The following is a 21,850-nucleotide window of genomic DNA, read 5'->3' as shown; positions in this document are numbered from 1 at the left end:
TGAAAGCGATAACAGGAATACAATGAACGGAGGGGAGACTATAAAATGAAGGCAAGATCAGGTTCACGTATTAGGTATGCCATGTCGAGTAAAACACATTTAATTTTGGGGTCAGCCATGTTCGTTTTTTGCATCATCATGTTGAGTTTTACTCATTCCAGGGTGGAAGCAGCCATTACGGTACCAGGATTTGTTGTTGATTCTGCTATTCCCGATCCAGCTCAGTCATTAATAGTGACATTTAAAGATGCTCAGCTAGAAGGGGGCGGGATTGAGAAACGGGACGAGGCAACTGCCAAAGCCGTGGACAAGTCATATGATGGTAAAGGTTACATCTCTTATTTTTTCGAAGAGGATAACACAAGTAAAGGAAGCGCTACTTTCAAGGTTGAAGCACCCGAAGGTGGACTTTATGAGTTGAGCTTGGGATTCTACATTCCTGAAGGGAATGGAGATAAAACGACCTCTATACAAGTGAATGGTTCAGGAGCTGGTGAATTGATGCTCAATGCTCCAAACCCAGGGGAGGTCCGAGCTGAAAAAAAGATGACAAAAGTGCTTCTGACCGGGGGGAGCAACTCCATCCAAATCTTACGTGGGTGGGGATACTATGGCATTGAGTATATAAAGCTGGAGCGTGTAGATCCCCAGATACCCAAGCAGAAAATAAAGATGGATACCTTAAGTAACTCCAAAGCCACTCCACAAGCCAAAGCACTCTTGGATTTTATGACCAGCCAGTATGGAAAGAAGATCATTTCAGGACAGCAAACATTAGAGGATGCAAAGTGGATTTACAAACAGACAGGAAAATTCCCTGCCCTGGTTTCCAGTGATTTGATGGATTATTCACCATCCCGTGTTGAAAATGGAAGTACCTCAAAAGAGGTTGAGAAGATGACTGAATGGTACAAACGTGGAGGAATAGTATCATTGAGCTGGCATTGGAATGCGCCGAAAGGGATAGGTGGCAACGAACCAGGGCACGAATGGTGGCGAGGTTTTAATACCGAGTTCACGACCTTCGATGTAGAATATGCCCTGGATCATCCGGAATCGGAGGATTACAAGCTTTTGATTCGTGATATTGACGCAATTGCTGTTCAATTGAAGCGGTTGCAGGATGAGCATATTCCCATCCTCTGGAGACCGCTGCATGAAGCAGAGGGCGGCTGGTTTTGGTGGGGAGCGAAAGGTCCCGAACCTGCCAAAAAATTATATAGGCTCATGTACGAACGTTTGACTTATGAACATCAGTTAAACAATCTCATTTGGGTTTGGAACTCTGTTCAAGAGGAGTGGTATCCAGGAGATGATGTGGTCGACATGGTGAGTGTTGATGTATATAATCCACCGGGTGATCACAGCCCGAATATTGCCAAGTACGACGAGCTCTTGTTGTTGAGCAAGCATAAGAAGCTTATAGCTCTTGCAGAAAATGGACCTATTCCGGATCCTAAATTACTGCAGATTTACGGCGCACATTGGAGCTTTTTCAACACCTGGACTGGCTCCTATCTGCGCGACGGAAAGACGAATACAAAGGAATATTTAAGAAAGGTGTACAATCATGAAGATGTTATTACGCTAGATGAACTTCCCGAAGGATTGTACGGCAGTCCCTAATATGAAATAGGATAATTTTATTATTGAACAATCTAGATTAACAGGAGTGAATGATGTAATGGCCATTTATATTGACGAGTTACAACATATTTTTCATCTGCAATCCCGCATAACCAGTTATGTTATTCAGATCGTTGATGGTTTTCCATTACTGGTATATTGGGGGCAACGGTTATCTGAGAAAGGTAACCTAGCGAAACTTGTTCCGGGTCTCGAAAAAACGGAGCTCCATGCTATGCCTCAAGAATATCCGCAATATGGAACAGGCGACTTCAGATCCCCTGCCTATCAAGTTCAGCTTGAAGACGGCAGCCGGATCACAGAGCTTCGCTTTAAGGGATACTCCGTAGCGGCTGGTAAAACAGCGCTTGAAGATCTGCCGTATGTATATACAGAATCGGTTCATGAAGCAGACACCTTGGAGCTGGAATTGGAAGATGCATATTCAGGAATGACCGTTCTTCTAAAATATTGCATTTTCGTGGATGGAGCTATTACCAGGTCAGTTCAGTTTAAGAATAATGGTGCAAGCAACATCAAACTGTTACGTGCGCTTAGTGCCAATGTCGATTTATACGGCAAAAGTGATTATGAGTTCGTTTATCTTGCGGGTCATTGGGCACGAGAGGCGCATCTTCAACGCAGACCTCTGGGCCCTGGAGGTACAAGCCTTGGGAGTAGACGCGGGATGAGCAGTCATCAGCATAATCCCTTTGCGGCAGTCGTTAGCCTGGGAACCAATGAAGATCATGGTGAGGTATTTGCAGTAAATCTGGTGTATAGCGGAAATTTCCACGCTGAAGCCGAAGTTGATGCTTTTGGAGTCGTTCGTTTGGGCATTGGGTTGAATCCGTTTGACTTTTGTTGGGTACTTCCTCCCGGCGAATCCTTCCTAACTCCTGAAGCGGTATTGGTATATTCAAATGAAGGAATCGGAGGCATGTCCCGAATCTATCATCGACTCTATCGGAACCGTTTATGCCGTGGGGTGCATAGGGATAAGGAGCGACCGATTCTAGTGAATAATTGGGAGGCAACTTATTTTAATTTTACAGCGGATAAGATTGAGGCGATTGCCGAGACAGGATCCCAACTTGGAATCGAACTGCTGGTGCTTGATGACGGCTGGTTTGGTAAACGTGACAGTGATAACAGTTCTCTTGGCGATTGGGTTGAAGACCGCCGGAAGCTTCCTAACGGTTTGCGCGATTTGGCGGAACGGATTGAACGCCACGGCTTACAATTTGGTTTGTGGTTTGAACCTGAAATGATATCACCCGACAGCGATCTATACCGGAAGCACCCGGACTGGTGCCTGCACGTTGAAGGACGTCGCCGGACGGAAGCTCGCTGGCAATTGGTATTGGATCTTTCAAGACCGGAAGTTAGAGATTATGTCTATGACGCACTGGCTGAAATCTTTACTAACGTACACGTCGCTTACGTAAAATGGGACATGAACCGTGCGTTGACCGAAATTGGTTCGGCAACGGCTTTACCGGAGAATCAACAGGAAATTGCACATCGCTACGTACTTGGTCTTTATAAACTTTTAGATAAACTGACGACTGCATTTCCAGAAATTTTATTCGAAAGTTGTTCCAGCGGTGGAGGTCGGTTTGATCCTGGAATGCTCTACTATATGCCACAGACTTGGACGAGTGACAACACAGATGCCGTGGAACGATTAAAAATCCAATATGGGACCAGTTTGGTGTATCCAGTCAGTACCATTGGAGCTCATGTCTCTGCCGTTCCAAACCATCAAGTCCACCGAGAGACTCCACTTAAATTTAGAGGAGACGTTGCGATGTCGGGGAACTTTGGTTATGAACTTGATTTGACCAAATTCACCGATGCCGAAAAAATCCAGGTGAAGGAACAGGTTGCCATGTACAAAGAACATCGCTCTCTCATACAAAAGGGTGATTTGTTTAGACTTCGGAGTCCTTTTCAAGGTAATGAAACTTCCTGGATGTTCGTTTCAGATAATCAATGTGAAGCCATCGTATTTTATTTTCAAGTTCTAGCCAAGCCTACTCCTGCTACGGATATACTTCATCTCAAAGGCTTGAATCATTCGTATACTTATGAAGTGAGTGGGGAGAGTGGGGTTATGGGATCCTTCGGCGGGGATCGATTAATGCAAGCCGGCCTGATTATCCCGCCTCTTACAGGAGATTATACGAGTGTATGGTTTAAGTTAAGCGCTATTCAATAAAAACGGCGAAGAAAAAAATTCAAATTGTATGCTTACAAAAATAGTATAAGACTCCTCTGCATTTGTTCGATGCAGAGGATTTTTGTTATACCACCATGAAAATGAAATCCACTTTTCTGAAAATAGTTAGGATTTTAGAATGAAATCATACTAGATCTCCGATATGTTGCCAAAATAATAATCGTTTTATGATGAGATAAGAAAGGGGGGGATGAAATGAAAGCGATAACAGAAGAGAGAAGGTTCCGCACACGAAAACACAAAAATTCACAAAAGTGGAAAGTATTTAAGAATCAGAAATATCTGTACATGATGTCATTTCCATTTGTGATTTGGGTGTTTGTATTTCAGTATTTGCCTCTGTGGGGATGGACGATGGCATTTCAAAACTATAGACCAGGCAAAGGATTTTTCGATCAAAAATGGGTTGGATTCGATCATTTCCAAGCACTATTTCAGGATGAACATTTCTATTTGGTTCTCAGAAATACGCTGGCAATGAGCCTTATGGGGCTTGTAGCTGGCTTCGTGTTTCCTGTATTGTTTGCAGTGGTTCTAAACGAGGTACGGGTTCAGTTTATGAAGCGTTTCGTTCAGACCGTATCTTATCTGCCTCACTTCGTGTCTTGGGTCGTGGCGGCAGGGATCGTCATAAAAATGCTGTCAACTGACGGAGGCGCGATAAACGACTTGCTCATGGGGCTGAATTTGATTGACCAACCGATACAATTTATGGCCAAGGGAAACTTGTTCTGGGGAATAGTGACCGGAGCCGATGTTTGGAAGGAGACCGGTTGGAATGCCATTATCTATTTGGCCGCCATATCGGGAATTGGACCTGAACTGTATGAGGCAGCAAGGGTCGACGGTGCCAGTCGTTTGAGACAAATATGGCATATTACACTCCCTGGCATCAGGCCAACAATCATTGTACTGTTTATTATGTCGATTGGCCACCTTGTAGGAATTGGATTTGAAAAGCAATTCTTGCTCGGTAATCACATGGTCAGCGACTATTCCGAAGTGTTGGATCTATATGCGTTGAACTATGGATTATCTATGGGGAGATATTCTTTCGGTACCGCTATTAGTATCTTCAATTCGGTCATCAGTGTGATTTTGCTCTTCGTCGTGAATGGACTCTTTAAAAAATTCGCTAACGAAAGCATTATGTAAAGAGGAGGAACAGACATGGAAGCATCCGAGGCCACAACTTCTTCCGTCAAACCCAAAGGACCGAAGATAGGTGCAAAATCTCCCCAAGACATGATATTTGATACCTTCGTTTACGTATTCATCGGAGTAGTTACAATAGCGACACTTTATCCTTTTTTGAATGTGTTGGCCATTTCCTTCAACGATTCTGTAGATACCGTCCGGGGTGGAATATCAATTTTCCCTAGACAATTCACTCTGGAAAATTATAAGCTCATTTTTAGTTATGAAGGGTTGATCACCGGATTTAAAATATCAGTGCTTCGCACGCTGATCGGAACATTGGCTGGTCTTGTCAGCGGCTCGATGGTTGCTTACACACTGGCTCGGAGAGAATTTCAAGGCAGGCGCTTCGTCTCTGTATTTCTGGCGATCACAATGTATGTGTCCGGTGGTTTGATTCCTGGTTTTATTTTAATAAAGAATCTCGATCTCATTAATACATTTGCGGTTTATATTTTGCCCGGTCTCGTAAGCGCCTTCAATATATTCATCATTCGCTCATTTATCGATGGAATTCCTTATGCTTTGCAAGAATCGGCCAAACTTGATGGGGCAAACGATTTTACCATTTACTGGCGTGTCATACTCCCGCTCACCAAGCCTGCTCTTGCAACAGTAGCTCTGTTCCTTGCAGTCGGGCAATGGAATTCTTGGTTTGATACGTACTTATATAATGGTTCGAATGATTCTTTAACGACCTTGCAGTATGAGCTTATGAAAGTGCTTCAGAGTACCACTACAAACTCTAACAATATTCGTGGGGAAAATATGTCGCAATTGATGTCACAAGTGTCTCCTGATGCTGTGAAAATGGCCATTACCATCATTGCAACAGTGCCTATTCTCATTGTGTACCCTTTTTTGCAGAAGTACTTTGTTAAAGGCATGACACTAGGCGCGGTCAAAAGTTAATAAGATACTAACCGCACCGAAATCAACCTTGTTTCACAGCCGAAGTAGACCTGTTCACATTAATTTATCTGAATCATGGGGAGTGTTTGTTTTTATGAAAAAGGCAACCCGAAAAACAGCAGTATCACTGCTTTTAGCTGGTCTGTTGCTAAGTCAACTCGCAGCCTGCAGTGGAAATAGTGGCGGGGAATCAGCAAGTAAAGATGACTCAAGTCCTATCACTCTTACTTATTTTTCAGAGGATGGAAGTCCTAACTGGAATAATATGAATGACCGTATAGGAAAGGTTATTACAGAGAAAACAGGTGTTGTTTTAGATGCTGATTTCGCAGTGGGAGACCCTGTGCAAAAGGTATCCATTATGGCTGCCACGGGTGAAGTTCCGGATCTCATAGCCGCAAAGGCTGATCTTGGCAAACTAGTGGACGTAGGTGCAGTTCTTGACCTTACCGACCTAATTGAAGAACATGCGCCCAATATCAAAAAAATGCTAGGCGATAAGATTGTGCGTGCCAAATACAGTTTGGAGGATCAAGCGATTTATGCCATCCCCACCTGGTCTGCAATCGATGAACGTAAATTCAAAGCTGATGGAGGCTTCCAACTGCAGCATCGCGTTGTAAAAGAAGCTGATTATCCCGAAATTCGTACGGTTGAGGACTACGAGAAGGTTATTACAGACTATTTGACTAAACACCCAACAGATGAGAACGGTAACAAAAACATTGGACTAACCATTAACGCAGATGATTGGCATATGTATCAGGTAACGAATATGGGATTCTTTACAACAGGGGCGCCGGATGATGGAGAATACTATGTGGACCAAGAAACGTTCGATGTAACCTATCATTTCCGTCGTCCTGAGGAAAGGGAATATTTCCGCTGGTTGAACCATATGAACGATGTAGGTTTGTTGGATAAGGAAAGCTTTGTCCAAAAGACGGATCAGTTCAAGTCTAAAGTTTCATCCGGCCGTGTGCTTGGCCTAATCGACCCTGCATGGGACTATGGGGATGCTCAACAGGCATTGAAAGCTGCCGGGAAATTTGATCAAACCTATGGCCATTATCCAGTAACTTTGTCTGAGGAATATAAGGATACAAACTTCTGGTCAGCTGGTTTTGATGGAGGATATGGAATTGCAATTTCCAGTGAATGTAAAGATCCTGTAGCTGCAATCCAATTTTTGGACTACCTTGCTTCAGAAGAAGGACAGATTCTGATGAACTGGGGGATAGAAGGACAAGATTATATTGTAGAAAATGGAAAAAGAACTGTACCGAAAGAAGTTCAACAAAAAATGGACAATGAAGGCAGTGCTTACATGAAGGAATCGGGTCTGGGCCTGTATTGGAACCTATCGGTCCATTATGGGGATGGAATTGAGGACTCGACTGGCAATTATTTTACTAAAACAAACAGTGATCTTCTGACAGCCACCTACAGTGCACCCGAAAAAGAAGCCTTGGCGGCTTACCAGGTCGAGCATTGGAGAGATCTCTTCCCGAAAGAAGATGAGTTTCCTGAAAGAAAAGCCGGTGCGGTTTACAATATTGCGCTGCCGAGTGATAGCAAGGCGACCATTCTAATGGCCAAAATGAAGGATATTACATGGAAGCGAATTCCTGAGGCCGTCATGGCCAAACCGGAAAATTTTGATAAAGTCTGGGATGAGTACATGGCTGAATTGGAAAAATCAGGAGTGGAAGAGATGGAAGAGGCTTTTGGTCAATATGTAAAAGATCGCGTTAAACTGTGGAATGGTCACTAAGAATTGAATTGTTAATAGATAGGAACAGAATGGGAGGAAAAGATGAGATCCGCACCTTGCAATCCTAAAGCATCGGAAGAAGTACGTGCTGTGCTCAACTATTTTAACGAGATTCGGGGGAAGGGCATCATTACGGGACAGCACACCCAAACCATGGCACAAGAGGAATTGAACTACGTCTATCAAGTAACAGGGAAGTGGCCTGCGCTGTGCGGATTCGAGCTTCTCGCTTATTCTCCAAATATTAATTACAAGAACAGTGGAGAAGAGTGTTTACTGGAAGTTTCCGATAATCGTGATACGCTGCAAAAGGCCTGGGAGTGGACGAAGAACAACAGAGGTTTGCTTACGTTCACATGGCATTGGTTTTCTCCGCTTGGCGGACGGGATAAAAGTTTTTATACAGAACATACAGATTATGACGTGAGGAAAGCTATTGTAGAGGGAACCGATGAACACAAGGCTTTGCTATCTGACATGGACCATATGGCCGACATTCTCCGAGAATTTCGAGATAATCGTATCCCCATTTTGTGGAGACCCTTTCATGAAGCTGAAGGAACCTGGTTCTGGTGGGGGAGCCGGGGTCCGGCCATTGCGAAAGAGTTGTACCGTATGATGTATGAGCGATATACGAATTATCATGATTTGAATAATCTGATTTGGGTATGGAATTCACCCTTGGTTGAAGGCTATGTTGGGGATGACGTGGTTGATATCATCTCCAGGAATATGTATCCCCCGGCTCATCAACATACCGATTTAGGCAAGGAGTATGAGGAACTGACTGGCATCACAACAACACCTAAATTTGCCGCCATCGGTGAGATCGGACCCATTCCGAGCATAAGAAGCTTATCCGCCTCACACATTCCGTGGTTGTGGTTTATGACGTGGTCCCTTGACTTTGGTAAAACAGAGAAGTTTACAACAAAAGATGAGTTGCGCAGCGCGTATCATTGTGACTATGCCATCACATTGGACAAATTACCAAAGCTCTATTAGAACCTGTGAGAGGAAAGTCACCATGAAAGTTGCTAAATAGATTACTTTCCTGTCAAGTAAACATTAAAAAAGGAAAAACCGAACAACCGTTTCCAGTACGCCACCGGGAAACGGTTGTTTGGTTTTTGAAATGCTTCTTCATTATAAAAGATGCCAAAGTAACATTGTTGAATGGAGAATGGTTCAAAATATGCAGATTCTAATTATAGGCATTTAATGGAATGTAATTCGGTAAGGATAGGCCGGTATTGGTAGATTCAATCACAAAACATTCCAAAAATATGTCCATTCACCCGCTTGTGTAATAGATTATACGTACGGTTTCTTTGAGAATGTAATAGAGGGGCTCAATTATGGTTGTAGGCGATACCGTTCATGACCAGAACATCGAGAAGTGATTTCACAATATCTACATACCCATACCCCGTATAGGTATGTTATAGTTTTTTTGTAAGAATAGAATCCTACTCCAAAGGAGAGATCCTCTTGAAAATCGTAATTATGCTTTTCGATGGAATCACAGCATTAGATGCAATAGGTCCATACGATGTCTTTGCTGCTACACTGAAATGTGAAGTAAAGTTTGTCGCTAAGAAAAAAGGGTTAATCAAACTGGATTCAAATATGGGTTATTTGCATGCCGATTACAGTTTTTCTGAAGTTACTTCAGCTGATATTCTGATTGTTCCAGGTTGCAGTCCGCCAAATTATAAAACTCCAATGAATGACGAAGAAACGTTAAAATGGATTCGCCAAATGCATGAAACTACGAAATGGACTACGTCGGTTTGTAACGGCTCTCTGATTTTGAGCGCCGCAGGCTTGTTAAAAGGAACCGTAGCCACCAGTCATTGGGGATCCTTCGACCTGCTTCAATCACTTGGAACAATTCCAACAGATGAAAGAGTGGTTCGACAGGGCAAAATCGTTACAGCAGCAGGTGTTTCCTCTGGTATCGATATGGCACTTCAATTAATAGCATGGGAATTGGGAGAAGATATGAGTAAAGGAGTCCAGCTGATTTTGGAATATGATCCTCAGCCTCCGTTTGACACGGGTTCCCCAAAGAAAGCGCCTGCTTTATTGGTGGAACAAATAAGAGGGATGTTACAAGAGTTTGCAAAACGGGAACCCAACTTATAAATTACGAATAATTCAGCATATTCTCCAATAGTACCACCTGTTGGACGGGTGGTACTATTTTTATTGAACAAGTTCTTGTCCCATGCTGAGGACAAGAACTTGGTACCTTTGCCGAAAAGGACAAGAACATTGTGCCATTTCCGATTTGATGGTGATCTAATAGTTTCACGCCGAAACTCAATTTTTTTCCATCCACTTAATCCGTTGCTCCAGATGATAATACAAATTCAATGAATCTTTGGAGGTTCAGACTTCATCGTATCGTTAAGGTGGGTCACAAAAATACCTTCGTTCAGGCCAGGGTTATTTCGATATATTTTCGCTTCTTCGACCAGAACTTCGTCTGTATCCGTACCTAGTACCTTTATCGACTCATGAATGAATGACGAAAGTGGCATCGCACGGGGTTCATCGTTGTTGCTTTGAACCCACGGTGGCACAATTTCTATCACTTTAACCGAAGTGTCTTTAAGCATGTATCTTTGGGACAACGTGTAGGTATGAAGCGCTGCCTTCGTTGCGGAATATACAGCCGTTGCGGCTAACGGTACAAAACCAAGGATCGAAGTCGTGTTAATGACAAAAGCTTCTTCTTTGGACTTCAAATGAACGATTAATGCAGAAGTCAACCGAATTGGACCCAGCAAGTTTGTCTCGACCGTCGAAATCAAAACATCCTCATCGATCACTCCCGCCGCATCATCGGGTTGTATGATGCAAGCGATTAATGATGCTTTTGTGAGGCTAATGTCAGAAAAGGAATTCGAGAGCATAACAATTAATCAAATTGCGTCAGAAGCAAATGTCAATCGAGGAACGGTGTATCTGCATTTCGATGACAAGTACGATCTTCGTGAGCAATGCATAACAGCTGAGATTAACCAATTGCTTCGACATTGTATGTCTGGAGATGACCTGAGCCACCTTCCTTCCAAAACCGTACTCCTTCACACTTTTGATTATTTGGAGCAGCATGCTTCTTTTTACTCGATTATGCTGAAGAGCAAGGGAAGCATCGTATTTCGAAACCAAATGGAGACCATGTTAAGAAAAAGTCTGATTGAACATCTGGATTCAAACAATCTCGCTCACGACTGGAACAGGGACATTACAGTACAATTTTTAATTTCAGCATCAGTGGGTGTATTGGAATGGTGGATTATCCGTTCGATGCCGTATCCGCCATCCGTCATGGTTGAACAATTTTGGAACTTGTTGAACCCGGTTGTCGAAGGACACGAACATCGTTCCATTGGAAGTCGCTAATTTGGCGGCTTCTTTTGTGTTTTCTTATGTTTGAAGCGATGGACAAGGACTTGTTCCGATTGCCGAAATGGAAAAGGACAAGAACATATTCCGATTACCGGTTAGATGATCATCTAAATAATAAGCATATGTAGTTAAAACCTCAATAACACATAGAGGTTCACCGAGTATCGGGAGGAGGCTGTTACAATATAAAAATTAAAACTAGCTCTCAAAAGCAATCCAATCTTCTTCTGGAGTCATCTCAAAGATCCTTCCTACCGAAAATTAGCAGATGACCTCATGAGACAATTCGAATCTCCACCGGAAGGGGTAAGGCTGTTTATCCAAAAACTGAATTGAGACAAGGCTGACTTCTCTTTAGCCGCTATGTCAAAGGGAATAATTATGTGAATGTTAAAGCTACGAGACTACACCCGAACTCCAAGTTAACCATACCGGTATAATGTTTATCTTAATAAAAGTAAGTGTCTTTCCCAGTGAACCTTGAAGCACAACAGGAGCAGGATATTTCACAATAAATGACGCCTCGTTCTTCGGTAACTTTGTGCCAGCTTCGCGGATAATGGAAAGATACCTTGTATACCTGATTGAGATATACTCCATATGGATAACATCATGCACTCGTGGGGACCAACTTAAATGGATGGAGAAGCAGGGGGAGACAGCACATGTTTTTTGTTGCTCTCCAACTCGGCTGTCGGTCTGGATTAAAGAAACATATATTTGAAGTAAAAAGATCGCTTCACGATAAGCAAGATTTATATTTGATGACGTCCTTCGAGTTTGATTTCACTACAATGTATTGATGAAAAGGAGATAGGCGAATTATTCGTAAAATTCCTATCAGAATGTATTTATTCTGCCGATAATGAAGGAGCATATATTTTTTTTACTTCAGGAGGAATCGTCCATGAAAAAAACAGTCATCTTGCTAACCAGTCTGGCGCTAATGCTTGGTACCGCCGCAGGCACAAGCTCAGCCAAACCGGGAAATACTCCATCCGGACAATCAGGTAAAGCGGTATCGTCAAAAGCACCCAAAGACAAAGAAACTCAAATTGAGGAGAAACAGACCGAGAAAGTCGAGTCTGCTGACACGGTCAGCACTGAAGAAGACAAAGTTAAGGATCCCTCAACATCGGAGACAGAGAATACAACCAACAATCCAACCGATCCAACCGAATCCAAGAAAAAAGGCTCCAAAGGATACAAAGGTTTGCTAAATGCTATTCAACATGTGGAAGATAAACCGGCAGGTGCTGTACTAGCCGATATTTTGCTTACAAAATATGCGACTGAGCTGACGGACGAACAAATTAAAGAACTTGAAGCCATCCTTGAAAAGGACAAGGCGTTGGAAACTGCAGCAGAAATGCTCGAAAAAAACGGTAGTGTGACTGACGCGGTGTATTTGCAGGAAGAGGCCATTAAAGCCAATTTTAAAAACCTGGACCTGTACAAAACAATGGGAAAACTTAATGAAAAGGCGGGTAAAAAGAATGGGGTGAAGCTGTATGTGAACGGGGAAGCTTCCGACTCCGAACCTTTTGTCAAAAAAGGCAACACGTTTGTTCCTTTTCGCGCCATAGCTGAGTCTTTGAAAGCCGAAGTGGCATGGAATCCCGAAGAGCGCTCCATCATTGTTACGAAGGATGGGGTGAGCATTAAACTTGTGGTTGACAGTAAGACTGCAACTGTTAATGGCAAAAATGTCTCTTTGGATGCGCCAGCCACTATTACAAAAGGCAGTACTTATGTACCCGTACGTTTCATAAGTGAGGCATTGGATGCAACCGTGCAATGGGAAGAAGAAAGTAAAACCGTCGTTGTTTATGAAGAAGAATAATATTGGATGATTGTATTAAACAAGCTCGTCAATAAGCACTTTAGCAAAGAAAGGGGGAGGATGAAAACATATGCCGAGATAGTACTTTGTGATGATTTATCATCGTTAACGTTAAGGGACAAGAACATGTTCCTATTTCAGAATAGGCGTAATCGTTATTTTACCTTTAATCCGTTAAGCTAATGGGCAGGTTAGTTCAATCAGATTTGCGATATTTGGCACCTGCCATGTATTTATCTTGACAGTAATTGGGTTTAACTCGTAATATTTGAATTGGAGATGTAGGAAAGGGGACTCGCCGGACAATGTGGACTTCCTTGTAATGATTATCTAAACTGGATCGCTCGACTTGGTGTTTTGGTTATTACCACACGCCTCGTTTGTGATGCCGATCTGCAATCATTCAAGGGACGCGAGGAACCGTTTGATCAAACCCGGGCGCGGATACTTGATGTATCCGTTTTTGTTATACCTAGGATAATTTCATCTCCAACGAAAAATGGATTTCTCCCTCCCTTATTAAACGGAGGAAATAAAATGAGCAAACTATATGGAAAAACTGCTATCGTGACAGGCACAAGCCGCCCTGGAGGGATCGGAACCGCCGTCTGCCGCACGTTGGCGCACGAAGGCGCTAATGTGTTCTATACCCATCTGTACGATTATGATAAGACAGAGAATCCGGGAGATGCCGACAAGAACTGGCCGGATCTCTTCGCTGAAGAACTTCGCTCGTTAGGCATTAAGGCAGCGCATATGGAGGTCGATCTTACCGATCCCGCTTCTCCAGCGCGAGTGCTTGACGCGTGCCGGTCGGCTGTCGGGCTGCCAACCATTCTCGTTAACAACGCTACGTACAGCGTATCAGCTGATTTCCGTCAATTGAATGCATCACTGATCGATGCGCATTGCGCCATGAACATTCGAGGTACGTTCATGCTATCGGCCGAATTTGCGCGTATGCTGGAGGTTGAACTGGCCGGCCGTCAGGCCCTTAACGGCGGCCGGATCATCAACCTTACGTCCGGTCAGGGTAAGGGGCCGATGCCTGGCAATCTCGCTTATGCCGCAACAAAAGGCGCCGTCTCCACCTTTACCGAATGTCTATCTGCTGAACTGGCTCCTTTTCACATTACTGTGAATGCGGTTGATCCCGGTCCTACCGATACGGGTTGGATGTCAGAAGAAGTGAAAAAAGCCTTGCTACCGGGATTTCCGATGGGCAGGATCGGTCTTCCTGAAGATGTATCCCGTCTGATTGCTTTTCTGGCAAGCGATGACTCCCAATGGATCACCGGACAAATCATCCATTCTAGAGGTGGGTTTTAATTAGGAAGACAGTTCATTAAACTCACGGGAAACAATAGTTCCATAAAACCAAATAAGGCCGCCGATCAACAGGATCGACGGCTTTATTCAATTACTGAGCAGTAAAGTTTAGTTATAATCAACTTTTATCACCAGAAAATAAAGTCTGCTTGGTAAAATTGTGAAGTAAAATTCACATCAACTGGAGTGGATACTATGCTTTCTGAGGAAGATTATGCGAAGGTAGCGAAAGAAGCTTTACATCAATACCCAATCATTTGGGAAAAACTTGTGTATCTCGGAAAGAGTGATAATGTTACATTTCAAGTTCAGACCAACGATGATAATCAAAAGTATCTTATCAAAATCCATATCTCAACGATTTCCATTCACTCAAAAGGGAATGTTGCATCAGAGCTTATTTGGCTTGAAGCTTTGGTTAAAGACACAAATCTCGTCGTACCTGCCCCTGTCAGAAATTTTCAAGGTGATCTGGTAACAGAAATATCAACTGATCTTAGCGAAAACACATTCATGGTGACTATTCATCATTGGATTCATGGAAGTGTGCTTAAAAGAGAGCCAACAAGTAATGAAACTGAAAATTTGGCTCTCTTAATGGCGGCTCTACATAAACATTCTATGCAGTGGATTCCACCGGAAGGCTTTATTAGACCAATATACAATTCTGATCATTTATATTCATCACTTAATCAATTAAAACAGTTAGTAAATTTAGAGCTTATCTCAAGTGAAGTGTTTGTTTATGTGGAAGAGTCAGCCCATAAAATAGCAAATGTGATACAAAATCATAAACGTTTGCCAAGTAACTGGGGAATTATTCATTCTGACCTTCATGAGAGTAACTATGTTTTTTATGAGGATACTCCTCGATCCATAGATTTTTCAAATTCTGGCTATGGCTTTTATTTATTTGATATGGCTGAAACATTTATGCACCTTTCATCTGAGAATAGGAAAGTATTTATTTCAACGTATAGCAAAGTAAATCAACTACAAGAGAATTATTTCGAGATATTAGAAGCATTTTTTATTTGGTCAATAATTAGGACTTTTGCATTCCACTCTCTAAATTCAAATGAACAACCATCCTTAGCGGAAAATTTCCCATCAGTTATTCAGAACTATTTTAGGAAATATCTTAAAGGAGAAAATTTTTTATTGAACTGACGGCGAAATTATAGTTTAACGAAACTAAGAATGCAGCCGACCAAATTAATCGACTGCCCTCACGACTAATTTACTCAGACCGATCCGGATGATTTCTTCATTAATACGCTAGCAAACGTGAGGGGAGCTTAATTAATGTTTGATGACATAGATTTCTCACCGGGAATTATTGCTTACAATGGAACGGAATTCTTGGATCAAGAAGATATTTTTCAAGTCAGCTATAACGATGGAAGGATTATTATTGATGTTGGCTGGTATAGGAAGGAGTTTGCTGTGGTTATAATTAAAGATTTTGATTGGGATAATCCACTAATGGAAAAACGATGTGTAGACTTGAATATGTTACATGACTTGGTCCAAGATTGCTCTGAATATGTAAGGGAGATACGAGGATGAAGATAGTTGACGCTTAATAGAGTAATACTGCATCTGAGAGTAATAATCTCCAAGTGATTTTAGCCACCACCATAACAAAATATTGTTGAGGGAAACGAACTAGTATGGACAAGAACATTTGTTCCCTTCAGTGTCGCTATTATGACATTCCCCATTCTCTTGCATTATGATATGTAAGAACACTGGCCCGAATCGTTAATCATTCTAAGATTATCGGTTCGGGCCTTTTTGATGAAAGTCGCTGATGTCGCAGCATCTCTGATCAGGATTACCCAATATATAACAGATCTACGTCTCCGCCTGTTAACGTCTTCGGAACGCTCCACCGCGGGCCAGAGCATAGAAAATCAAGAGAGCAATGATTGACCCGACGATCGCGGGTATGATATGAAATCCACCCACCACCGGCCCCCTCGGTCCCAACAGTTCATACCCTAACCATGATCCAACAAAGCCAGCAATGATATTTCCGAGTACGCCTCCCGGCACGTCCCGTCCAATCAGATTTCCACTTAACCAGCCAATTAGCCCACCGACAATAAGTATCCAGATTAAATACATGAATTAGTCTCCCTTCCATTGATTTATTACAAGTTATGTTTCATTAGGGAGAATGTTGCGGATGATCCGATAATCGACCACGAAAGCATTTCCATTTTAATCCAATGATAGTAAAATCGGTTGTACAACTACTCGTATGAATGCTGGTGCAGATGGGGATTGGAGAGGGCCAGTATAGAAAGGAGGCACTTAGGTGTTCATGTTTCGAAGTCCTTTTATTTTAGCCTTGTTGATCATGTGTCTGATGTCAGGCTTGGCTGCTTGTTCTGAGTCAGAGCAAACGGAAGATAAGAGTGCTTCGACAAAGGCTAACTTCACGGAGCAGACACAAAGCCTTAATCTGAATGTGGAAGAACCGTCATGGAAGCTGGATACCACCCCCGTGAATCTAACGTGGTTCGTTGGAGCCGAATGGTACGGGCACACTTGGGGTGAGAGCCTGACTTCCAAATATGTCACCCAAAAAACAGGGGTTAATATCGAATTTGAAGTACCTACCGGTGAACCAAGCGAGAGGTTATCACAGATGTTGACGACCGGTAGTCTGCCGGATTTGATAACCATCGGCTCCTGGGAGAGTGCAGTTAACAAACTGAGGGAGAGTAATCTCATCTATGCCCTGGATGAGCTCGCCAACCAGTATGATCCTTACTTTTTCAAGGTAGCAGGTGAGGGTGCTCTACAGTGGTATCGGCAGGAAGACGGGCATACCTATGTCATTCCCAATGATGCATACAGTCCCGAACAGATGCGTTCAACCGGCTTGACGGGAGCCAACCAAACCTTTCTCGTACGCAAAGATCTGTATGAATCGATGGGCAAACCGGACCTTAGCACACCGGAAGGTTTCTTAGATGCACTGCACTTGTTGAAGAATCAATATTCGGTTTATAAAGGTCAGCTCATCAGTCCATTTTGGGCACAGGGGAATGCATCCTATGGGATGACCGAATATTTGCAAAATCTGCTTGCAATCCCCCATGAACAGAACGGTAAGGTATACGACCGAATGACAGATCCCGATTATATCGAGTGGCTGAAAACATTTCGTACCGCTTACGAGCAGGGCCTGATTAATGTTGATTTTCTGGTCGACTCCAGTGCACAGGTGCAGGATAAAACCAACCATGCCCAATATTTTATGATGATTCGGGAATGGACAGACATATCGGACCTCAATGCAAAATTGGAAGCCCTTACGAATCAGAATTCATACTATATTGCTGTAGATGGACCCCGGAGTAGCAGGGGAGAATCCGCCAAACTGTTCCCCGGCAGCATGGATGGCTGGATGGTTACGATGATTAGCAGGTCCACGAAAAACCCTGGACGTGCCATCCGATTTTTGACCTATCTGTCCAGCGAAGAAGGCCAAAGGGATTTATTTTTGGGCAAAGAAGGTGAAACCTGGACGATGGAGAATGGCAAACCCCGGTTGACGGCGGCAATGGTCCAATTGCATGACACGGAGCGGGAGCGGCTGGAAAAGGAATATGGCGTTATGGATACCTACTGGATGCTGCGAAACCCTGCTTTTGTTAACCCGTGGAGACCAGAGCATATCCCGTCCATTAAGCAAATGGAGGCGTTCGCTAACCAGCACGCCGATCTGGACAGCGGCATCTATAAGGGACTCGATCCTGTAGGGGATTCCGATATAGCGTTAGCCTGGTCACGTATTTCTCAGAATTGGGAAGAGGTGCTGCCAGAACTGATTACAGCGAAGGATGAAGCTGCCTTTGACAAAATTTTCGAAAACTTTCTGATACGTCGTGTGAACTACGGCTTTAACCAGGTCATGGAATATCGCTAGGCTGAATTGGAACTGCGGAAAGCCAAGATAGCCAGATAACCATTCCCTAATACATGGTTACCTATCAGCTAACTAGTAATATATGGTATAACAAAGGCGGTGAATACATCAGAATGAAATACCTGCTGAAGAGATTCAAGAAGCTTTATCGCAATGCCCGTATATCCCAAAAGCTTTTTCTGGCATTTAGCCTGATGATTGCCATACCTGTTATTTTGATATCCTTTGTGTATATCCGTATGCAAGAAAACCAGCTATATAAGGACGCTATGGCAACAGGAAATAGTCACGTTTCATGGCTGAATGAACAATTGCGAAGAAGAATGGACATGATTGAGAACGCTTCCAACACAGCCCTCACTCAAAAGTCATTTGTGGATTTTATTCATTCCAATATGATTGTGGATGGACTGCGTCTGGTAAAGTTCAAGCAAAACCAGTATGAGCAAATGCTCAATATCATTCAAAGCAATGCGATGATCAGTGAGCTTAGCTTTTACGTCGATAACCCAAACTTGTATGAAATCTGGCCTGAAATCTATCATTACAAGAAATTTTCGCCGCAGGATTATTGGGTAAAGCTTCGGGATGAAGGTGGTGCGGCTTACCGCTTATTTTCTTTTAGGGATGGTGAAGACACATTATCCTACTATCGTCTGGTTCGCCTTCAAGGGCAGGAACAAAAACGCCCTAGTATTATGGAAGTGCGCGTTCCCCACAGCATGTTTTTCAGCGACCTGCTCCAGGAGAACAAGGGGGACTTCTTTTCGGTGTTGATGAACGCAAGTGATCCTCCCCAGTATGTTTACAATCCCCAGCATGAGTTTTCTGAGAAGTACGGGCAGGGGATGGAGGAGATCCTTGGCAATATTCATCGCCAGCTGGATATATTGCCGCAGGAAAGCCCGCTTCAGGTTAAGGTGGGAGATCAGAGCTACTATGCATTGTATCGATACATCGCTCCGTTGAACACATATGTGGTCGATATTGCTTCTCATCAGGCATTGATGAAAGGGCCGCGCAGTTGGTATGCATTTGTGGTAACGATTACATTATGTGTATTGCTGCTGATTATGCTACTTGTATCCCAAACGACGCGGCGTATTTTCCGGCGGTTGGACAGCGTATTGGTATCCATGCGTCAGGTACGGAAAGGCGAGCTGGATGCAATGATTGATACAGGCCTTGATGAGAACGAAAGAGGGGATGAAATCGATGAGGTGGCAGTGAATTACAATAAAATGTTACATGAGGTCAAACGCCTAATGACACAGGTCGTGGATAAACAGTTAATTGCCAAAAACGCACAGTTGCACTCCCTGCATTCGCAGATCAATTCTCATTTTTTATATAACGCCCTGGAATCGATCCGGATGGTGGCAGAAGTACAGAGGCAGCCTGCTATAGCCAATTCATTGGTGTCGTTGGGCTCGCAGCTACGTTACAGCATGCAGTGGCGTAGCGATACTGTTGCTTTTCGTGAGGAGCTTGCCAATATCCAAAGTTATATTGAATTTATCAACTTTATGGAAGGCGGCAGTATCGTTATGACGGCAGATCTTCCTCAGGAGATACTTTGCTACGCCATTCCCAAGATGTGTATGCAGCCCATCGTTGAAAATGCCGTTCATCACGGGGCACCTTCAGGCGGCAGGGTATCTATAGAGATTACCTTTTCTGTGGAGAATGACAGTCTGCTATTCATTAACATAAGAGATGACGGAGAGGGGTTAGAGCCGGAGATGTTACACCGTCTTCAGGCAGTACTGCGAAGCGAATCGGATACGCCTATGGTTACTAGCAGGAGCGGACTTGGTTTGGAAAACGTGAATAAGCGGTTGCAGCTTCATTATGGCAAAAATTGCGGTCTTTGGATTGATAGTGTGCAAGGTGCATATACCTGTGTAACGATACGCTTGCCTTGGGAAAATGTAAATCTTGGAGGGTGGTAGAGCATGATTAATATCCTGATTGTGGACGATCAAAAACACATTCGTGACGGCCTGCAGGCCATGCTGCATCAATTTCCTCTGAAGCTGAACAACATATACTCTGCCGCCAGCGGAATAGAGGCGCTGAGCCTACTACGGCAGCATTGCATTCACATCGTTATTACCGATATCAGGATGCCGGATATGGATGGGTTGGCACTTATGGCTCAAACCAAAGAGGAATACATGGATGTGGAATACCTTATTATCAGCGGATATAGTGATTTTACATATGCCCAAAAAGCGATCGGGCTTGGGGCAAAAGGCTACTTGCTAAAACCTTTGAAGCGAGAGGATCTGCAAAATTCCCTGGAGCATATATGGCAAGAGATCCAGACACGGCAGGCACTTACGCATAATATGCAGCATGTATCCCGTCTCGCCCAAGAGACCGAGAGTAAAGAATTAAGAATGTTTATGCAGGGTGCGTTAAGTGATGAAGCATGGATTTTTCAGATTGAGGAACAAAATGATGCATTATGGCGTAATTATCGCCTAGCCCTGTTGCGGGAAGATGTTTGCATGAGCCAGCCCGGAGCCAGCAGCGTCCATAGCATGGAAGCCATTGCTTATCGTGTGTTTGGCAGACAAGGTTGTATTTGCCTGCAACATCGCCCATACCTGATCCTTGCGGTGGATGCGTCCATAGATCCAAGTGTCCTGCCTGCAGCGCTCAAGGAAGGAAAGATCGATGCCATAACGGCCATAACTAACCCGATTCAGGGGTTAAAAGAACTACCATACAGCTATATCCAAGTGCTTGAGCTCTATCGCCACAGTTACTTGTTTCCTGATCAGTGCAGTATCTTCCCAGCACATATTGAGCATATGGAGCAGCAGTGGCAACTTCCCTATGAAGACTTATATGAACTCTTCCAGTCAGTCGGAACAGATAACAGTGGAATAATGACTCAGGGTATTTCTGCACTATTTCACAAAAAGGTACTGCAACGCTATCCTATTCGCTATACCCAGCAGCTCTGCGCCGCCACCGTTCAGATGATGGAGGAATACGAACGAGTTATCCGCCCTTATATGGGGGAAGAAGCGCTGGACCTTGAATCATTGCGTAATCTCTTTGATTATCAAGGGATGCGTGATTATATACAAGCACTGCAACAGCAGCTGCTTCGGCTGAATCAGTTCTATTATGACTATAAATGCAGCTATCGCCATTCGAACGATCTTAATGAAGCCATTCGTTTTATACACGAGAGTTACCATAAACCGCTGGATCTTGCGATGGTATCCAATCATGTATCGCTTAATTATGCTTATTTTTCAAATCTGTTTAAGAAGAATATGGGTAAAGGTTTTGCTGAATACCTACGGGATGTACGTCTGGATAAAGCGCGGCGGCTTCTCGCCGAAACTGATCATAAAATTGTTGAGGTGGCTGCTATGGTTGGATATGAAAGCTATAAAAGCTTTACACGCGCGTTCCGACATGTGATGCAGATCCAACCCACAGAGTACCGACAGATGATGCGACAGAAGGCAGAGCAGAAAAGCTCATTACCATAACGTCATACCATGAAACAGCATAATCAAATGGACAGTCTCCCTTGTTAAA

Annotated in this window: 16 protein-coding genes and 1 pseudogene; 15 read left to right on the top strand and 2 right to left on the bottom strand. The window is 43.4% G+C overall.

Features of this window, described 5'->3' with window-relative positions; translation table 11 throughout:
- Nucleotides 1-45: 45 nt before the first annotated feature.
- From FE296_RS27335 to FE296_RS27305, 7 genes are all read left to right on the top strand, one after another.
- Nucleotides 46-1,626, top strand: a complete 1,581-nt coding sequence (locus tag FE296_RS27335; protein ID WP_223869051.1) for a glycosyl hydrolase — start codon at nt 46-48, stop codon at nt 1,624-1,626.
- Between the two features lie 58 nt (nt 1,627-1,684).
- The gene (locus tag FE296_RS27330; RefSeq protein WP_150367082.1) at nt 1,685-3,847 is read left to right on the top strand and encodes an alpha-galactosidase; all 2,163 of its coding nucleotides are present in this window, start codon (nt 1,685-1,687) and stop codon (nt 3,845-3,847) included.
- A 216-nt stretch (nt 3,848-4,063) separates the two neighbouring features.
- Nucleotides 4,064-5,023, top strand: coding sequence for an ABC transporter permease (locus FE296_RS27325; protein WP_124114917.1), 960 nt, complete (start codon nt 4,064-4,066; stop codon nt 5,021-5,023).
- A 15-nt stretch (nt 5,024-5,038) separates the two neighbouring features.
- On the top strand, nt 5,039-5,977 hold the full coding sequence (locus FE296_RS27320; protein WP_124114918.1) for a carbohydrate ABC transporter permease: 939 nt from the start codon (nt 5,039-5,041) through the stop codon (nt 5,975-5,977).
- Nucleotides 5,978-6,071: 94 nt separating this feature from the next.
- Nucleotides 6,072-7,751: an ABC transporter substrate-binding protein gene (locus tag FE296_RS27315; RefSeq protein WP_150367081.1), complete on the top strand. Its 1,680-nt coding sequence runs from the start codon at nt 6,072-6,074 to the stop codon at nt 7,749-7,751.
- A gap of 42 nt (nt 7,752-7,793) precedes the next feature.
- Nucleotides 7,794-8,756, top strand: coding sequence for a glycosyl hydrolase (locus tag FE296_RS27310; RefSeq protein ID WP_150367080.1), 963 nt, complete (start codon nt 7,794-7,796; stop codon nt 8,754-8,756).
- Between the two features lie 486 nt (nt 8,757-9,242).
- Nucleotides 9,243-9,899, top strand: coding sequence for a DJ-1/PfpI family protein (locus tag FE296_RS27305; RefSeq protein WP_124114921.1), 657 nt, complete (start codon nt 9,243-9,245; stop codon nt 9,897-9,899).
- A gap of 227 nt (nt 9,900-10,126) precedes the next feature.
- Here the strand turns inward: FE296_RS27305 and FE296_RS27300 are convergent.
- A pseudogene (locus FE296_RS27300) lies at nt 10,127-10,621 on the bottom strand (SDR family NAD(P)-dependent oxidoreductase); the annotation flags it as partial.
- Between FE296_RS27300 and FE296_RS27295 the strand changes: the two are divergent.
- The 5 genes from FE296_RS27295 (at nt 10,611) to FE296_RS27275 (ending at nt 15,912) form a co-directional block, all read left to right on the top strand.
- Nucleotides 10,611-11,165, top strand: a complete 555-nt coding sequence (locus FE296_RS27295; protein WP_150367078.1) for a TetR/AcrR family transcriptional regulator — start codon at nt 10,611-10,613, stop codon at nt 11,163-11,165. The pseudogene FE296_RS27300 and the gene FE296_RS27295 overlap by 11 nt on opposite strands.
- 913 nt (nt 11,166-12,078) lie before the next feature.
- The gene (locus FE296_RS27290; RefSeq protein WP_150367077.1) at nt 12,079-13,014 is read left to right on the top strand and encodes a copper amine oxidase N-terminal domain-containing protein; all 936 of its coding nucleotides are present in this window, start codon (nt 12,079-12,081) and stop codon (nt 13,012-13,014) included.
- A 537-nt stretch (nt 13,015-13,551) separates the two neighbouring features.
- Nucleotides 13,552-14,343, top strand: coding sequence for an SDR family oxidoreductase (locus tag FE296_RS27285; protein WP_124114925.1), 792 nt, complete (start codon nt 13,552-13,554; stop codon nt 14,341-14,343).
- Between the two features lie 195 nt (nt 14,344-14,538).
- Nucleotides 14,539-15,513: a phosphotransferase enzyme family protein gene (locus FE296_RS27280; protein WP_150367076.1), complete on the top strand. Its 975-nt coding sequence runs from the start codon at nt 14,539-14,541 to the stop codon at nt 15,511-15,513.
- A 135-nt stretch (nt 15,514-15,648) separates the two neighbouring features.
- Nucleotides 15,649-15,912 (top strand): hypothetical protein, encoded by a 264-nt coding sequence (locus tag FE296_RS27275; protein WP_150367075.1) that lies wholly within the window; start codon nt 15,649-15,651, stop codon nt 15,910-15,912.
- Nucleotides 15,913-16,215: 303 nt separating this feature from the next.
- Here the strand turns inward: FE296_RS27275 and FE296_RS27270 are convergent, their stop codons facing one another.
- A complete protein-coding gene (locus tag FE296_RS27270; RefSeq protein WP_074095306.1) occupies nt 16,216-16,473 on the bottom strand; it encodes a GlsB/YeaQ/YmgE family stress response membrane protein in 258 nt (85 codons plus the stop codon).
- A gap of 199 nt (nt 16,474-16,672) precedes the next feature.
- On the opposite strand from FE296_RS27270, the gene FE296_RS27265 reads away from it, so the two are divergent.
- From FE296_RS27265 to FE296_RS27255, 3 genes are read left to right on the top strand one after another with little or no spacing between them, the layout of a single operon-like run.
- Nucleotides 16,673-18,286 (top strand): extracellular solute-binding protein, encoded by a 1,614-nt coding sequence (locus FE296_RS27265; RefSeq protein ID WP_223869135.1) that lies wholly within the window; start codon nt 16,673-16,675, stop codon nt 18,284-18,286.
- A 53-nt stretch (nt 18,287-18,339) separates the two neighbouring features.
- Complete coding sequence (locus FE296_RS27260) at nt 18,340-20,238, top strand: sensor histidine kinase (RefSeq protein WP_150367073.1); 1,899 nt, start codon at nt 18,340-18,342, stop codon at nt 20,236-20,238.
- A 3-nt stretch (nt 20,239-20,241) separates the two neighbouring features.
- Nucleotides 20,242-21,801 (top strand): response regulator, encoded by a 1,560-nt coding sequence (locus tag FE296_RS27255; protein ID WP_150367072.1) that lies wholly within the window; start codon nt 20,242-20,244, stop codon nt 21,799-21,801.
- The last annotated feature ends 49 nt before the right edge of the window (nt 21,802-21,850 follow it).

Source organism: Paenibacillus sp. UASWS1643 (assembly GCF_008693195.1).
Lineage (GTDB): Bacteria > Bacillota > Bacilli > Paenibacillales > Paenibacillaceae > Paenibacillus > Paenibacillus amylolyticus_B.
The sequence above is the reverse complement of the archived record's forward strand: the minus strand, read 5'-3'. Positions and strand labels throughout refer to the sequence as shown.

Bases quoted from the DNA above. Each gene is read 5' to 3' on its own strand.
- FE296_RS27335 (WP_223869051.1), top strand. From the start codon at position 46: ATGAAGGCAAGATCAGGTTCACGTATTAGGTATGCCATGTCGAGTAAA.
- FE296_RS27330 (WP_150367082.1), top strand. From the start codon at position 1,685: ATGGCCATTTATATTGACGAGTTACAACATATTTTTCATCTGCAATCC.
- FE296_RS27325 (WP_124114917.1), top strand. From the start codon at position 4,064: ATGAAAGCGATAACAGAAGAGAGAAGGTTCCGCACACGAAAACACAAA.
- FE296_RS27320 (WP_124114918.1), top strand. From the start codon at position 5,039: ATGGAAGCATCCGAGGCCACAACTTCTTCCGTCAAACCCAAAGGACCG.
- FE296_RS27315 (WP_150367081.1), top strand. From the start codon at position 6,072: ATGAAAAAGGCAACCCGAAAAACAGCAGTATCACTGCTTTTAGCTGGT.
- FE296_RS27310 (WP_150367080.1), top strand. From the start codon at position 7,794: ATGAGATCCGCACCTTGCAATCCTAAAGCATCGGAAGAAGTACGTGCT.
- FE296_RS27295 (WP_150367078.1), top strand. From the start codon at position 10,611: ATGATGCAAGCGATTAATGATGCTTTTGTGAGGCTAATGTCAGAAAAG.
- FE296_RS27290 (WP_150367077.1), top strand. From the start codon at position 12,079: ATGAAAAAAACAGTCATCTTGCTAACCAGTCTGGCGCTAATGCTTGGT.
- FE296_RS27285 (WP_124114925.1), top strand. From the start codon at position 13,552: ATGAGCAAACTATATGGAAAAACTGCTATCGTGACAGGCACAAGCCGC.
- FE296_RS27280 (WP_150367076.1), top strand. From the start codon at position 14,539: ATGCTTTCTGAGGAAGATTATGCGAAGGTAGCGAAAGAAGCTTTACAT.
- FE296_RS27275 (WP_150367075.1), top strand. From the start codon at position 15,649: ATGTTTGATGACATAGATTTCTCACCGGGAATTATTGCTTACAATGGA.
- FE296_RS27270 (WP_074095306.1), bottom strand. From the start codon at position 16,473: ATGTATTTAATCTGGATACTTATTGTCGGTGGGCTAATTGGCTGGTTA.
- FE296_RS27265 (WP_223869135.1), top strand. From the start codon at position 16,673: ATGTTTCGAAGTCCTTTTATTTTAGCCTTGTTGATCATGTGTCTGATG.
- FE296_RS27260 (WP_150367073.1), top strand. From the start codon at position 18,340: ATGGTTACCTATCAGCTAACTAGTAATATATGGTATAACAAAGGCGGT.
- FE296_RS27255 (WP_150367072.1), top strand. From the start codon at position 20,242: ATGATTAATATCCTGATTGTGGACGATCAAAAACACATTCGTGACGGC.